This window comes from Mycobacterium sp. SP-6446, from assembly GCF_001954045.1.
Taxonomy (GTDB): domain Bacteria; phylum Actinomycetota; class Actinomycetes; order Mycobacteriales; family Mycobacteriaceae; genus Mycobacterium.
Genome location: NZ_MBEM01000263.1, coordinates 23,277 through 37,416 on the forward strand (window position 1 = coordinate 23,277; position 14,140 = coordinate 37,416).

General features: G+C 68.4%; 16 protein-coding genes and 1 pseudogene. 9 read left to right on the forward strand and 8 right to left on the reverse strand.

Annotated features, from left to right (window positions below):
• Nucleotides 1-13 precede the first annotated feature (13 nt).
• Together A5736_RS24215 and A5736_RS24220 are read left to right on the forward strand one after the other, a co-directional pair.
• Nucleotides 14-781, forward strand: a complete 768-nt coding sequence (locus A5736_RS24215; RefSeq protein ID WP_076125531.1) for a DivIVA domain-containing protein — start codon at nucleotides 14-16, stop codon at nucleotides 779-781.
• A 54-nt stretch (nucleotides 782-835) separates the two neighbouring features.
• Nucleotides 836-1,861 (forward strand): Rv2578c family radical SAM protein, encoded by a 1,026-nt coding sequence (locus tag A5736_RS24220; protein WP_076249054.1) that lies wholly within the window; start codon nucleotides 836-838, stop codon nucleotides 1,859-1,861.
• On the opposite strand, the gene A5736_RS24225 is transcribed toward A5736_RS24220, so the two are convergent.
• Together A5736_RS24225 and A5736_RS24230 are read right to left on the reverse strand one after the other, a co-directional pair.
• Entirely contained in the window at nucleotides 1,858-3,444 is a 1,587-nt protein-coding gene (locus tag A5736_RS24225; protein WP_076249055.1) for a metallophosphoesterase family protein, read from the reverse strand. The genes A5736_RS24220 and A5736_RS24225 overlap by 4 nt on opposite strands.
• Before the next feature lie 27 nt (nucleotides 3,445-3,471).
• A complete protein-coding gene (locus A5736_RS24230) occupies nucleotides 3,472-4,317 on the reverse strand; it encodes a patatin-like phospholipase family protein (protein ID WP_076249056.1) in 846 nt (281 codons plus the stop codon).
• Between the two features lie 63 nt (nucleotides 4,318-4,380).
• On the opposite strand from A5736_RS24230, the gene A5736_RS24235 reads away from it, so the two are divergent.
• Nucleotides 4,381-4,821, forward strand: coding sequence for a hypothetical protein (locus A5736_RS24235; protein ID WP_076125541.1), 441 nt, complete (start codon nucleotides 4,381-4,383; stop codon nucleotides 4,819-4,821).
• On the opposite strand, the gene A5736_RS24240 is transcribed toward A5736_RS24235, so the two are convergent.
• The 3 genes from A5736_RS24240 to A5736_RS24250 are packed head-to-tail and all read right to left on the reverse strand — an operon-like array spanning nucleotide 4,818 to nucleotide 7,104.
• Complete coding sequence (locus tag A5736_RS24240; RefSeq protein ID WP_076249057.1) at nucleotides 4,818-5,699, reverse strand: neutral zinc metallopeptidase; 882 nt, start codon at nucleotides 5,697-5,699, stop codon at nucleotides 4,818-4,820. The genes A5736_RS24235 and A5736_RS24240 overlap by 4 nt on opposite strands.
• A 9-nt stretch (nucleotides 5,700-5,708) precedes the next feature.
• Nucleotides 5,709-6,206, reverse strand: a complete 498-nt coding sequence (locus A5736_RS24245; RefSeq protein WP_076125546.1) for an SRPBCC family protein — start codon at nucleotides 6,204-6,206, stop codon at nucleotides 5,709-5,711.
• A gap of 10 nt (nucleotides 6,207-6,216) precedes the next feature.
• Complete coding sequence (locus tag A5736_RS24250; protein ID WP_217695776.1) at nucleotides 6,217-7,104, reverse strand: oxidoreductase; 888 nt, start codon at nucleotides 7,102-7,104, stop codon at nucleotides 6,217-6,219.
• A gap of 56 nt (nucleotides 7,105-7,160) precedes the next feature.
• On the opposite strand from A5736_RS24250, the gene aspS reads away from it, so the two are divergent.
• On the forward strand, nucleotides 7,161-8,933 hold the full coding sequence (gene aspS / locus A5736_RS24255) for an aspartate--tRNA ligase (RefSeq protein WP_139333537.1): 1,773 nt from the start codon (nucleotides 7,161-7,163) through the stop codon (nucleotides 8,931-8,933).
• A gap of 49 nt (nucleotides 8,934-8,982) precedes the next feature.
• Here aspS and A5736_RS24260 read toward each other — a convergent pair whose 3' ends face one another.
• On the reverse strand, nucleotides 8,983-9,306 hold the full coding sequence (locus A5736_RS24260) for a hypothetical protein (RefSeq protein WP_076064594.1): 324 nt from the start codon (nucleotides 9,304-9,306) through the stop codon (nucleotides 8,983-8,985).
• Nucleotides 9,307-9,441: 135 nt separating this feature from the next.
• Between A5736_RS24260 and A5736_RS24265 the strand changes: the two genes are divergently transcribed.
• A complete protein-coding gene (locus A5736_RS24265) occupies nucleotides 9,442-9,876 on the forward strand; it encodes a nitroreductase family deazaflavin-dependent oxidoreductase (protein ID WP_076125554.1) in 435 nt (144 codons plus the stop codon).
• Nucleotides 9,877-9,918: 42 nt separating this feature from the next.
• Nucleotides 9,919-10,983 carry an aromatic acid exporter family protein gene (locus A5736_RS24270; RefSeq protein ID WP_076249059.1) on the forward strand — a complete coding sequence of 355 codons (1,065 nt, stop codon included), beginning with the start codon at nucleotides 9,919-9,921 and terminating at the stop codon, nucleotides 10,981-10,983.
• 8 nt (nucleotides 10,984-10,991) lie between these two features.
• Here the strand turns inward: A5736_RS24270 and A5736_RS24275 are convergent, their stop codons facing one another.
• Nucleotides 10,992-11,381, reverse strand: coding sequence for an MmcQ/YjbR family DNA-binding protein (locus A5736_RS24275; RefSeq protein WP_076125559.1), 390 nt, complete (start codon nucleotides 11,379-11,381; stop codon nucleotides 10,992-10,994).
• A 69-nt stretch (nucleotides 11,382-11,450) separates the two neighbouring features.
• On the opposite strand from A5736_RS24275, the gene A5736_RS24280 reads away from it, so the two are divergent.
• Together A5736_RS24280 and A5736_RS24285 are read left to right on the forward strand one after the other, a co-directional pair.
• Nucleotides 11,451-12,392, forward strand: coding sequence for a transglutaminase family protein (locus tag A5736_RS24280; RefSeq protein WP_076125561.1), 942 nt, complete (start codon nucleotides 11,451-11,453; stop codon nucleotides 12,390-12,392).
• The gene (locus A5736_RS24285; RefSeq protein ID WP_076249060.1) at nucleotides 12,385-13,440 is read left to right on the forward strand and encodes a putative zinc-binding metallopeptidase; all 1,056 of its coding nucleotides are present in this window, start codon (nucleotides 12,385-12,387) and stop codon (nucleotides 13,438-13,440) included. Before A5736_RS24280 ends, A5736_RS24285 begins: the two co-directional genes overlap by 8 nt.
• A gap of 7 nt (nucleotides 13,441-13,447) precedes the next feature.
• Here A5736_RS24285 and A5736_RS24290 read toward each other — a convergent pair.
• Nucleotides 13,448-14,071, reverse strand: a pseudogene (locus A5736_RS24290) (alpha-E domain-containing protein); the annotation flags it as partial.
• Here A5736_RS24290 and A5736_RS27000 point away from each other — a divergent pair.
• Nucleotides 14,058-14,140 (forward strand): hypothetical protein (locus A5736_RS27000; protein WP_233148056.1); only part of this gene is annotated, 83 nt, incomplete at its 3' end. The pseudogene A5736_RS24290 and the gene A5736_RS27000 overlap by 14 nt on opposite strands.

Below are 14,140 nucleotides of genomic sequence, written 5' to 3' on the forward strand. Positions count from 1 at the left end.
AGGGGCAACGGCAGTGATAACCGAACAAGCAACCACATTCGCTCGCATGTTCAGGGGCTACGATCCGGCCGCGGTTGATGCCTATATCGAGAAGTCGATCACCAAGCAGCAGTTGTTGTTCGAGGAAGTCGAGAGCCTGAGGGAGCGGCTAAAAGAATCCTGCGATGAAGCAGCCGCGCTGCGGATCGAGGTCACCGTCCTCAGGGATGAGGTCGCCGCCCTTACCGACAGTTCACCGGCGCCGTACGCGATGCAACAGCGGATCGCCGCGATGCTGCAGCGCACGATCAACGAGGTTTCCGAGATGCAAGCCGAGGCGCGCGCCGAGTCAGAGGCGCTGATCGCCGCGGCCGAAGCCAAGAACGAGGCCGCGCAGCGAAAATACACGGAGCTGTTGGCGGATATCGCCGCGCAGCGAAAAGCCCTCGACGCCGAATACGAGGAAACCAAAAAGAAGCAAGACGCCGAACTGGCCGCGATGCGCGCCGAAGCGCAATCGGCGATCGAGGACGCATGGAACGCCGCCCGGCGGGAGCATGAGCAGCTGCTCGCCGACGCCAAGCAGGGGGCTGATCAGTATCGTGAGCAGGCCCGGCGGACGGTCGACGAGGCGAGCCAGCAACGAATCAAGATCCTCGAGCAATTGGTTGGCGTGTACCGCGGCCTGGAAGGGTTTCCGGCCGCTCTTGAGTCGGCATACCAAGAGCGACAGAATCCGCCGGAGGCCAGCGTCGTGGTCCCGTTGGATCCCAACATCAGTCGCCTGCCCGCCGGCTTCTAGGCCCAAGCCGCGAGCCGGCTTGACTGCGTATCGAACGAGTGTTCGAATGGATGGATGCGGTGGGCTACCCAGGCCGTCGCGGTCAACGGCCAACCCGTCGACGACGGCGCCCTGCCCGGGCTACAGCGGATCGGCTTCGTCCGAAGCGTGCGCGCGCCGCAGTTCGACGGGATCACCTTTCACGAGGTGCTGTGCAAGTCCGCGCTGAACAAGATCCCGGACGAGGCGGCGCTGCCGTTCCGCTACACCGTCAACGGCTACCGCGGCTGCTCGCACGCCTGCCGCTACTGCTTCGCGCGCCCTACCCATGAATACCTGGAATTCGACTGCGGCACCGACTTCGACACCCAGGTGGTGGTCAAGACCAACGTCGCCGACGTGCTGCGCCGCGAGCTGCGCCGCCCGTCGTGGCGGCGCGAGACCGTCGCGCTGGGCACCAACACCGATCCCTACCAGCGCGCCGAGGGCCGCTATGCGCTGATGCCGGGCATCATCGGCGCCCTCGCCGACTCCGGCACGCCGCTGTCGATCCTGACCAAGGGCACGCTGCTGCGCCGCGACCTGCCCCTGATCTCCGAAGCTGCCCAACACGTTGCGGTATCGGTCGCGGTGTCGCTGGCGGTGGCCGAGCCCGAACTACACCGCGACGTCGAACCCGGCACCCCGACGCCGCAGGCGCGCCTGGGCCTCATCGCCGCGATCCGCGATGCCGGCCTGGACTGCCACGTGATGGTCGCGCCGGTACTGCCGCATCTCACCGATTCCGTCGAGCACCTCGACGGGCTGCTTGGCCAGATCGCGGCCGCGGGGGCCACCGGCGTCACGGTCTTCGGCCTGCACCTGCGTGGCTCGACGCGCGGCTGGTTCATGTCGTGGCTGGCCCGCTCGCATCCCGAATTGGTCGGCCGCTACCGCGACCTCTACCGCCGCGGCGCCTACCTGCCGGCCAGCTACCGCGACATGTTGCGCGAACGCGCCGCGCCGCTGATCGCCAAGCATCGGCTCGGCGGCGACCACCGCCCGGCCCCGCGGGCCGCCTCGCCCGCGGTCGCGGAACCCGTTCAGCCGACGCTGTTTTAGGCCGGCTTGTCGCCACGCGGCTTGGTGAGCGTGAACTGGTCGACGACGGTGACCGCGCCGAACAACCCGCTCAACGCGTAATACGTGGCCTTGATCGAGGTGTTGCCGCCGGGTTGTCCCGGATCGACGTCGAAAGCCACGAACCCGTAAGGGTGGTCGCGGTCGCGGAATGCCGACCACGGCGCATCTTCGATCGCATAGATCGGTGGCTTGCGCCCGATCGCCGGATCGAACGCGCCGACCCCCGTCAACACGCGGCACAGCGGCTGGGCGAAGAACAGGCCGTTGGACGGCGCGGAGGTGCCGCCCCCACCAATGACGAGGTGCACCGTGCCCCGCGTCGCGTCGATGAGATCGGAACGGGTGTCGACGGGCCTCGGTGTCCGGGTATCGGTGCCCAGCGTTCCGCGCAGCGGATGCGACCGTTCGTAGTGGTGTTCGTGGCCGCACAGCACCAGATCGACTTGGAACTGATCGAACAACGGTAGCCATTCCTCGCGGATGCCGAGGTCGGCGCCGTTGCGGCGGTCGGCGGTGGAGATCGCCGTCTGATGCATGCAGACAACCACCCAGTCGATATCGTGGTCGCGCCGCGCCGCGGCGAGTTCGCCTGCGAGCCAGCGCTTTTGCTCGCCACCGGAGTAGCCGTGCACATAGAAGTTGCCGCCGTCCTGGAAGGCGACGTCGTCGTTGTTGAGGCTGATCACGCGCACCGAGCCGGCGGTGAAGGAGTACCACATGCCGCGCATCTGTAGGCCGGATCCCGAATCGGGCACCTGGAAGTACGTTTGATACGCGCCGTAACCGATTGGGCCGTTGCCCAATTCGTTTTCGTGATTGCCCGCCGCGGGCATCCACGGCCGATAGCGCGCTGAGCGGGTGTTGTTCTCGAACCAGTTCGACCAGGTGCGGACTCGGTCCTGCGCCAGGTTGGCGTAGCACAGGTCGCCGTTGACCAGGTTGAACAGCGGGCCGAGTCGTTCGATCGCCAGCGTGGTGTCGCCGGACGCGGGTGAACCGATGTTGTCGGTGCCGTAGCCGCCGTTGGGTAGCTTGTCCAGTGTCGGCGTGGACTGATCGCCGAAGCTGGTGAAGCGCAACGTCTTTCGCCCCACCGGCGCGGTGCGCACCGTGCCGGGTTCCGGTTCGGCGCCGTCGTGGATCGCGGCGTAGACGTAGTCGGTATCCGGGGTGAGGTTCGTCAGGTGGGCGTGGTTGACGCGAACTTCGGTGTTGGACTTGGCGTCCCGATACGTGCGCGTTTCGGCCGCCACGGTGTGACCGAATCCCGACGCCGGGGTGCCCAGCATGACGCGCGGATTGCGGACGGCCTCGGTGCTGTGCCACGACACCACCACCTCGGTGGCGGCGTTCTTGCCGAATTGCAGGTGCAGGCCGGCCACGGGCGGCGCCCCGCCGCGATCCGGCTGATACCACAGCGCGGGGCCCCGGGGCTGCGAGTGGCCAGACCACAGCAGCGCGGCCCCGCCGACCCCGTCGCCGCCGAGCACCGCCGAGGCCGCGGTCGAGGTGAGCAGCCGGCGGCGGCTGATGCCGCCGGCCCGCTGCGGGTCGTCGCTCATGGTTGCTTCATACCCGAGCCGGGCGACCTAGTGGCGATGCGGTTCGAGCAGTCCGGCTTGGCCTTTGGCCGGCGGGCGCGCCGCGAGCCACTCGCGGGTGGCCGCGTGCGACCGCTCGATAAGCATCGCCCCGTGCGAGAAGTCGGCTCCCGACGTGGCGACCGGGCATAGCGGCCGGATCACGCGGATGTCGACGTCGTGTTCGAAGCGCTCGATGTCGACGGCCAGGCGGTGGTTGACGGCGAGGGTCATGGCGTGCAGCGCCATATTCACCGCCGTCTTGGGTGCCGCGGGCAGGTCGCACGAGTAGCCGGTCGGCAGCACCCAGATCCGGTCGGCGCCGAGCTGGACGGCGTGCGAGATCGGGGTGTTGTTCACCACGCCGCCGTCCATCAGGTGGCGGCCGTCGATGCGCACCGGCGGAAAAACGCCGGGGATGGCGGCGCTGGCGGCGATCGCGTCGACGGCGTCGCCCGACGACAGCCGCACATCGGTGCCGGAGATGACGTCGGTGGCCACCACGTGCAGGGGGACGGGCGCCTCCTCGAGACGCTCGAACTCCAATTTGTCGGCGAGCAGGTGCCGCAAACCGGTGTTGGGGACCAGGTGGGACCGCCGACCGAGCATGCCCAACACCCCGGCCAGCGGATGGGTGGGGAAGATGTCCCGCCGCGACAGCGACACCCACAGGTCGGCGAGGCCGCGAATCCCGGCGGCGTCGGGCCGCGACGCGATCCACCCGCCGTTGACCGCGCCGACGGACGTGCCGACGATCAGGTCGGGCGATTCCCCTTCGTCGGCCAGGGCGAGCAGCATCCCGACATGGATCGCTCCCAGGCTGGCGCCGCCGGACAACACGAATGCGGTGGGCACAGATGCATCGTAGGGACTTCCGGGTCAAATTCCTGGGGTAACGGATCCGGTAGCGTTTTCGATATGACCAACGTGCGAAATGTGACCAGCGTGGTCGCCGCGGCAACGTTTGCGGCAGCTGCAGCAGTGGCTGTCACGCCCGCGACCTCCTATGCGGATCCGGCCGGCCATCAGGTGACGTACACCGTGTCGAGCCCCAACAATCTGACCGCCACCGTCAACTACGTGAACGCCGATCCGCCCAGCCAGGCCGCCTACAACGCGGACCCGTCGAAGTTCATGACCAGCGTGCAGGCTCCGCTCAGCGGTGGAACGCCGGTCACCTACACCGTCACCTTGGCGAACCCGACGCAGTGGGCGAGCATCAGCGCCAGCGGCATGCTGCATTGGCCGGATTCGGGCAATGGTCCGGCCTCATTCCACTGCGAGATCGCCGTGGACGGCCAGGTGGTCGCGCAGCAGGACGCGACCACCACCGTCACCTGCGCGGCCAAGCCGGGCTAGCCGAGGTTCGTGGCGGCGAAGGTGTCGCACTGGTGCGGGTCACCGGTCTGATACCCGACGGTGAACCACTTCTGCCGTTGCGCGGCGGACCCGTGCGTCCACGACTCCGGGTTGACGCGCCCGGTCGTCTCCCGCTGGATGCGGTCATCGCCCACCGACGCGGCGGCTGAGAGCGCGTCGGCAATGTCCTTGTCGCTCAACGGCTGCAGGTACGGCACGCCGGTGCTTTCCTGCTTGACCGTCGACGCGTAGTGCGCCCAGATGCCGGCGTAGCAGTCCGCCTGTAACTCGGTGCGCACGCCGTTGCCGCCGGCGCCCTGCGCGCCCTGCTGGGAGCGGCCCAGGACCCCCTGCAGCTGTTGCACGTGATGGCCGTATTCGTGGGCGACCACGTACTCCTGCGCGAATGGTCCACCGCTGGAACCGAATTTGTCGACCAGCTCCTGGAAGAAGTCGGTGTCGAAGTACGCGGTCTGATCGACCGGGCAATAGAACGGCCCGACCGCGGTGGTGGCCGCGCCGCAGCCGGTCTCCACCTGGCCGGTGAACAGCCGCACGCGCGGGCGGGTGTAGCCCGGCATCAGCTGATGCCAGACCGCGTCCACCGAATTGCCGGTGGCGATCACGCGGCACTGCACGTACTTGTTGGCGTCGGCGCCGGTCTTGCACTGGCCCAGGTCGAACCCGGGCGCCGAGTAGCCGCCGGTGTTCATCTGCTGGGAGTTCATCACGCGGCCGGGGTCGACGCCGAAGAACAACGCCGCGAGCAGGATCAGGAGCCCGACGCCGCCGCCCCCGACGGCCATGCCCATGCCGCCCATACCGCCCGACGACGACGCGGTGCTGGTGTCGATCTGCATACCCTCGTTGAAGGTCATCGCACCCTCCTAATGCTGCTGGGCCGCGCGCGCATCGGTATAGCTACGCAGATTACGCAGAAACCGGCGCAGGCCCAGGTTCAGCAGCGGCCCGGCGAACAACATCGCCAGCCGCGCCGGCCCGGCCGGCTGCTGCGCCATGGTCCAGGTCAGCCGGCAGCCACCGGGAATGACTTCCACCCGGTAATCTTCGGCGAACGCGGCCACCGACCGCGTCGAGCACTCGTTGAACCGAAACGCCATGTGGCTAAACGGTTCCCACGCGATGAACTCCTCGTCGCCGACGATGCCACCGCGCATCTCGACGACGCGGGTGGTGCCGACGCCGCGCGGCTCGGGACTGGTCCAGGTCACCTTGGTGATCACCGGGGCCCAGCGCGGCCAGGACTCGGCGTCGGCGAGCACCTCGAACAGCTGCTCGGGTGTGATGGCGAGGTCGACACTGTTGCGGAATCGGAATGGCGCGTTCTCGATGAAGCTGAGGTCGACGCGCTCGCAGGCGTACATGGCCTCTAACCTAGCCCGGACCGTCGCTGGCGGCGGCCAGCAGCGGCACCAGGATGTCGCTGATCGGCGTGGCCAGGTCGTGGGCGCGGGCCTTGCGGATGATCACCTCATTGCGGATCTCCCACTCCAGCCGCCGGCCGTTTTCCGCGTCGGCCAGCATCGAGGTGCTCATGTCTTCGGGAACATGACGAAACATCTCGACCAACTCGTCGACCACGCCGTCCGGCAGTCTGGCGCCCTCGGCCCGCGCGACGGCCAGGCATTCGGCGACGTAGCGCCGGGACAACGCGGCGACGTCCTCGCGGCGGAACATGGCCGAGCGCCGCCGTGACAGCACCATGAACCCGGCCAGCGCGTTGGTGAGCAGCTTGCGCCAGGCCCCCGTGAGGAAGTCGGGGTGGCACTCCACGTGGCAGCCGGCGCCGCGCAGCAGCTCGGCGACGCTCTCGGCCGCGGGCCCGGAGGGCAGCACCAGCCGGGCCTCGGTGCGCAATCGCACCCAGCCGTCGGGCTGGGTCTCGGCCGAATACCACACGATGCCCGGGATTACGGGGGAGGAAGGGCAGTGCGGCTTGACCTGGTCGACCTGCTCGACACCGTTTTGCAGGACGGCGACGATGGTGTGCTCGTCGCACAGCCGCGCCAGCCAGCCGGCCGCCTCGTCGTTCTGGGTGGCCTTGACCGCCAGCACGACCACGTCGACCGTGCCCGTGATCTCGGCGGGATCGGTGAGCACCGGGCCGGGCACCACGATCGGCTCTTCGCCGTCGGGCCGCAGCTCGATGCCGTCGCGGGGAGTGTGGCCGCAGACCAGGACCGAATGTCCGGCCTTGTGGAGCAGCGCGGCGACCGTCGTGCCGACGGCGCCGGGACCGACGAGTGCGATGGTGGTGGCGATAGGACCGAAAATACCTGCTCTAGACTGGTCACTCGTCCAAAGCCTGCTGAAAGGGAGTGTTTGTGCTGCGCAGCCACGCCGCTGGTTCGCTACGGGCTAGCGACGCCGGACAGCAGGTGACGTTGGCCGGCTGGGTGGCGCGCCGCCGCGACCACGGCGGTGTCATCTTCATCGATCTGCGCGACGCCTCCGGTGTGGCGCAGGTCGTGTTCCGCGTCCCCGACGTACTGGCCCAGGCGCACCGGCTGCGCGCCGAGTTCTGCATCGCGGTCGACGGCGTCGTGGAGATCCGCCCGGAAGGCAACGCCAACACCGAGATAGCCACCGGCGAGATCGAGGTCAACGTGACCTCGCTGACCGTGCTCGGCGAGAGCGCCCCGCTGCCGTTCCAGCTCGACGAGCCCGCCGGCGAGGAGCTGCGGTTGAAGTACCGCTACCTCGACCTGCGCCGGGACGGCCCGGCCGGGGCAATTCGGTTGCGCTCCAAGGTGAATGCGGCCGCCCGCGCGGTGCTGGATCGCCACGACTTCGTCGAGATCGAGACCCCGACCATCACCCGATCGACACCCGAGGGCGCGCGCGACTTCCTGGTGCCGGCCCGCCTGCACCCGGGTTCGTTCTACGCCCTGCCGCAAAGCCCGCAGCTGTTCAAGCAGCTGCTGATGGTGGCCGGGATGGAGCGCTACTACCAGATCGCCCGCTGCTACCGCGACGAGGATTTCCGCGCGGACCGGCAGCCGGAGTTCACCCAGCTCGACATGGAGATGAGCTTCGTCGACGCCGAAGACGTGATCGCGATCTCCGAAGAGATCCTGGCCGCGCTGTGGGAGCTGATCGGCTACCGGCTTCCGACCCCGATCCCGCGGATCACCTACGCCGACGCCATGCGACGGTTCGGCTCCGACAAACCCGACATGCGGTTCGGGCTGGAGCTCGTCGAGTGCGGAGAGTTCTTCAAGGACACCACGTTTCGGGTTTTCCAGGCCCCGTATGTCGGCGCGGTGGTGATGCCCGGCGGGGCTTCGCAGCCGCGCCGCACGCTGGACGGCTGGCAGGAGTGGGCCAAACAGCGCGGGCACCGCGGGCTGGCCTACGTGCTGGTCGGAGACGACGGCACGCTGGGCGGCCCGGTGGCCAAGAACCTCAGCGAGCGGGAACGCGACGGCCTGGCCGCGCACGTCGGCGCCAAGCCGGGGGACTGCGTCTTCTTCTCGGCGGGCCCGGCGAAGTCGTCGCGAGCGCTGTTGGGCGCCGCTCGCGGCGAGATCGCAAGCCGGCTCGACATGATCGACCCGAACGCGTGGGCGTTCGTCTGGGTTGTCGACCCGCCGCTGTTCGAGCCCGCCGAAGAGGCGACCGCCGCCGGCGACGTGGCGGTCGGCTCCGGAGCGTGGACCGCGGTGCACCACGCGTTCACCTCGCCCAAGCCCGAGCACGAGGACGCGGTCGACAGCGATCCCGGCAGTGTGCTGGCCGACGCGTACGACATCGTGTGCAACGGCAACGAGATCGGCGGTGGCTCGATCCGTATCCATCGCCGCGACGTCCAGGAACGCGTGTTCGCGGTGATGGGCCTGGACAAGGCCGAGGCGGAGGAGAAGTTCGGATTCCTGTTGGAGGCGTTCATGTTTGGCGCGCCGCCGCACGGCGGCATCGCCTTCGGCTGGGACCGGATCAACGCGCTGCTGTCCGGCGTCGACTCCATCCGCGAGGTGATCGCCTTCCCGAAGACCGGCGGCGGTGTCGACCCGCTGACCGACGCGCCGGCGCCGATCACGGCCCAGCAGCGCAAGGAATCCGGAATAGACGCCAAGCCGGAACCCGCCTAACGCGTGCGTCGGCCCGCCACCTGTTTCAAGGTGGCGGGCTTTGCGCGCCTTACACTTTCCGGGTCTGTACCGGCGCGTGATTGGGCGGTGCGACCGGCGGGTGGGGGTGCGTGCGTGCCGGCGCATCGGTGACGACCGTCTTGCCGTTGGTGCACGTGACGAGCTTGCCGCCGACGATGACGCCCTGGCCCTCGTCGATCGGGATGTCGTAGCCGTCCGGGTCGGTGTAGTGGCATCCGCCGCTCGGGCCGGTGGGCCCGTTGGGCTCGGCATACGCGGTGGCGGGGGCCAACGCGACAATGGCCAGCGCGCCGAAGAGCGTCGCGGCGTACCGAAAGCGAGTGCGTTTCCGGCTGGTTGATGTGTTCTTCATGGTGATCTCCCTTAGGTTGTCGCCGCCCGTTTTGGGCCGCGTTCATCGACTAGGGGCAACGAGGAGCACAAAAATGGACACTTTCTTGGTTCGGGAGTGCGGAATAGACGCCAAACCGGAAAAGGTTGACCAGGCATGACCCAAGGCATCCCTGACACCGACACCATCAACGCGTTCAACAGCGGCATCGTCGACGAGTTCCGCGCCAACGACGGAAAGGTCGGCGGCCAATTCGCCGGTGCCAACCTGTTGCTGCTCACCACGACGGGCGCCAAGTCCGGCAAGAAGCGGACGTCACCGCTGGCGTACTTCCGCATCGACGGCAAGCTGATCATCATCGGCTCCTTCGCCGGCGCCCCGGTCAGTCCGGCATGGGTGCACAACCTGCGCGCCAACCCGGCGGCCCACGTCGAGATCGGTACCGACACGTTCGACGTGACGGCCCGCGAGCTGCCGACAGCGGAGCGCGACGAGCTCTTCGAAAAGGTCGCTGCCGCGGCGCCGGGCTTCGCGGAGTATCAGTCCAAGACCACCCGGGTGATCCCGCTCTTCGAATTGCAAACGACCTAGCCCCGCCGAGCGACCCCGTGCGCGGTGGGGTAAGTAAGCGTGATGAGCGCTTCGCTGTTGACGCGGCCGTCGGGGGCCAAGGCCGCCGTCGTCGGGGGTTTGAAACGGGTCCGTGACCTGTGGTTCACGCTGCTGCAGACGTCGGTGGCCGCGGGTCTGGCCTGGTATCTCGCCCACGATGTGCTCGCGCATCCGCAGCCGTTCTTCGCGCCGATCGCCGCGGCCGTGTCGTTGTCGATCAGCAACGTGCTGCGCGCCCAACGCGCCATCCAGATGATGATCGGCGTCACGCTGGGAATCGGGGTGGGCACCGTTGTGCAGGGCCTGCTGGGGCCCGGCGCCGTCCCCATCGCGGTCGCCGCGCTGATCGCGCTCCTGGTCGCGGTGTTCATCGGTCAGGGCTACATCGGCCAGGGCATGATGTTCGCCAACCAGACCGTCGTGTCGTCGATCCTGGTGCTGGCGTTGTACCGCAGCGGGGTCGGTTTCGAGCGCATCTTCGACGCGCTGATCGGCGGCTGCCTGGCCATCGTCTTCGCCGTCGTCCTGTTCCCCGCCGACCCGCTGGAGGTGTTGCGCAGCGCGCGCATCGGAGTGCTGGGGACGCTGCGCGCGGTGCTGGCCCGCACCGCGGACATCGCGTCGGGCCGCAGGGCGCCGGCGCCCGACTGGCCGCTGTCGGCCGTCGACAGGGTGCACGGGCAGCTGGGTGGCCTCATTGGCGCCCGCACCACCGCCCGCCACGTGGTGCGGATCGCGCCGCGGCGGTGGGGGATGCGTGGCGTCGTGCAGGCCGCCGAGCACCAGGCCGTGCAGGTGGCGCTGCTCGCGGGTTCCGTGCTGCAGCTGGCGCGTGCCGTCGCGCCCCCGGACGACGCCGGCTGCGATGTTGGGCCCCCGGTGCCGGACGTGCTGGTCGACCTCGCGGCGGCCACGGCGCTCGCCGATTCGGATCCCGCGGGGGCGTGCGCCTACGTGGCCGCCGCGCGCCGCCACGCGTCGACCCTGCACGCCGGCGCCCGCGAGCGCACCGAGGTGGTGCTCGCCGACGTCGTCCAGGCCTGCGTGGACGACGTGCAGCGGGTCATCGACCTGCGGGCGCTATGACCCGGGGCTCAGAAGGAGCCGGTCAGGAACTCCTCGACAAGTTTCTTGGGCGCCTGGGTCAGCCAGGCCTCGGTGATCAGCTCCTCGAGGCCGCGGGCCTCGATCTCGGCCAGCCTGACCAGCACCGCCGGATACCCGTCGAAGTGCGGGGTGGTGAAGTAGATGGCCGGCTCGTCGGCGATCAACGCGAACTTGACGCCCTCGTCGGACACCCGGACGCCGAGAATGTCGCCCTCGGGTGGCTCGGCACCGCTTGCCGTCAGCGCCTCGCGGTCCGACGGGCGCAGCGGACGCTCCCACGCCAGCAACTTCTTGCCGACCCGCCAGTCATGCGGTGACTGCTCGGAGGTCAGCGGTAGCTCGCCGACGATGCGGGCGACGTCGTCCCACGTGGCCACACCACGATTGTGCGCCGGTTATGGTGCGGTTGGTGCCGTATTGGCAATCGATTACGAGGAGGTGGCGGGTTGTCTTCGGAAGCGTCTCAGGTGCAGGCCCCGGTTACCCGCCGCCATCGCGTCACCCATCGCACCGAGTACCGCTACTCCGACACGGTGACCAGCTCCTACGGCCGCGGTTTTCTCACCCCGCGGGATTCACTGCGGCAGCGCTGCATCGCGCACCGGCTGGATATCGAGCCGGCTCCCGCCGACATCTCCACCAGCCCCGACGCCTACGGCAACGTCAGCTCCTTTTTCCACGTCACCGAGCCGCATCGCACCCTCACGATCACCAGCGACTCCATCGTCGACGTGTATCCGCTGCCCCTCGAGACGTACACCAGCGGCCCGGCCGTGGCGCCCTGGGAGGAAGCCCGGCCGGCCGGACCCCGGGGGGCGCTGGCGACCGAGTTCACCCTGGACCTCGATCCGCCCGAGATCACCGACGCCGTGCGCGAATACGCGGCCCCCAGCTTCGTGCCCGGGCGCCCGCTGGTCGAGGTGTTGTGCGACCTCGCGTCCCGGATCTTCACCGACTTCACCTACCGGTCGGGGTCGACGACGATTTCCACCGGGGTGAACGAGGTTCTGGCGGCCCGGGAGGGGGTATGCCAAGACTTCGCGAGGCTGGCGATCGCCTGCCTGCGAGCCAATGGTCTGGCGGCGTGTTATGTGTCCGGTTATCTGGCCACCGACCCGCCGCCTGGAAAGGACCGGATGATCGGTATCGACGCCACCCATGCCTGGGCCTCGGTGTGGACACCGCGGGAGCCCGGCCAGTTCGAATGGCTGGGCCTCGATCCCACCAACGACCAGATGGTCGACCAGCGCTACATCGTCGTCGGGCGCGGCCGCGACTACGCGGACGTGCCGCCGCTGCGGGGCATCATCTACACGGACGCGGAGAACAGCGTGATCGACGTCGCCGTGGACGTGGTGCCGTTCGAGGGTGACGAGCTGGATGCGTGATTTTCACTGCCCCAACTGCGGCCAGCGTCTGACGTTCGAGAACTCCACCTGCCTGGCGTGTGGTAGCGCGCTGGGGTTCTCGCTCGAGAACATGGCCCTGCTGGTGATCACCACCGGTGAGGACGGCGACAAGCCCGGCTTCGTCTGCGCCAGCGAGTATGAACTGTGCGCCAATCGCCATCTCGCCGAATGCAATTGGTTGGTTTCCATCAACAACCCAGGCGGACTGTGCACGTCGTGCGCGCTGACGCTGGAACGGCCCAACGACAACGACGCCGACGGACTGGCCGCGTTCGCCCGGGCCGAGGCGGCCAAGCGGAGGCTGGTCGCCGAGCTGTACGAATTGAAGTTGCCGATAGTCGGGCGTGACCGGGATCCCGACTACGGCTTGGGATTTCGCCTGCTGTCCAGCGCGCACGAGAAGGTGATGACCGGCCACGACAACGGCGTCATCACACTGGATTTGGCCGAAGGCGACGACGTCCATCGCGAACAGCTGCGGGTCGAGATGGAAGAGCCGTACCGGACGCTGCTCGGCCACTTCCGGCACGAGGTGGGGCATTACTACTTCTACCGGCTGATCACCCCGTCCAGCGACTACCTGGCACGGTTCAACGAGCTGTTCGGCGATCCCGACGCCGACTATCAGGAGGCGCTGGATCGGCATTACAGCGAAGGTGCGCCGCAGGGTTGGCAGGAGAGCTTCGTGTCGTCGTATGCGACCATGCACCCCGCCGAGGATTGGGCCGAGACCTTCGCCCATTACCTGCACATCCGCGACACGCTGGACACCTGCGCCTGGTGCGGCCTGGCCCCGGCGTCGGCGACCTTTGACCGGCCTGCCTTGGGCCCCAGCGCATTTCCGAACATCATCGAGATGTGGCTGCCGTTGTCGTGGTCGCTGAACATGGTGAACCGTTCGATGGGCCACGACGACCTGTATCCCTTCGTGTTGCCCGCGGCCGTCCTGGAGAAGATGCAGTTCATCCACACCGTCATCGACGAGGTGACTTCGGATTCGAAGGGGCCCACCGCGGTTAGTGCCTAGACGCCGGCTAGGCCGGCATCACGCGGCGTTCGTCGCCTCCCCACAGCGGCCGCATGGCGATCGGCAGCGCCAGCTGTGTTTCGGTGATCGCCTCGGCCAGATCGCGCAACTCGGTTTGGATCGCGGCGAGCAGGTCCGCCAGCTGCGCGCGGCGCCCGTCGGTGACCTCGTCCAACTCGTCGGGATGCGACCGGCGCAGCCGCGTTCCGATCTCGTCGACTAGCCGCTCCGGGCGCGACGATCCCGACGAGCCGGGCAGGTCCTTGAGGTCGGCCCGCAGCCGCTCCACCTGATAGAGCAGCGATCGCGGGTTTTGCGCGTCGAACAGCATCAGCTCGGTCATCGCGGCGACGCTGACCTTGCCGACCGTGCGTCGCCGGTAGATCACCGACGATTCGCACGCCACCAGCGTGGACTCGATGATGGCCTGCTCGGCGGCGGCGCCGCGCACGGTGGTCATCGTGGCTCCCAGCAACGCGGTCAGCCAGAGGCCGCGCTCGATGCGTTTGCCGATGTCCATCATCGTCCAGCCCACGTCGCGCACCATCGACTCGCCGGCGATCCCGGCCAGCGTCAGCATCCCGGCCAGCGTCTGCGAATGCGCCGAGGCGAGCACGCTGTCGGCCCGGGCGGTGCGCGACCAGCTGTCCAACGACACGTGGATGGTGCTGGCCGGCGTGGAGCGCGCGCTGGCCCACAA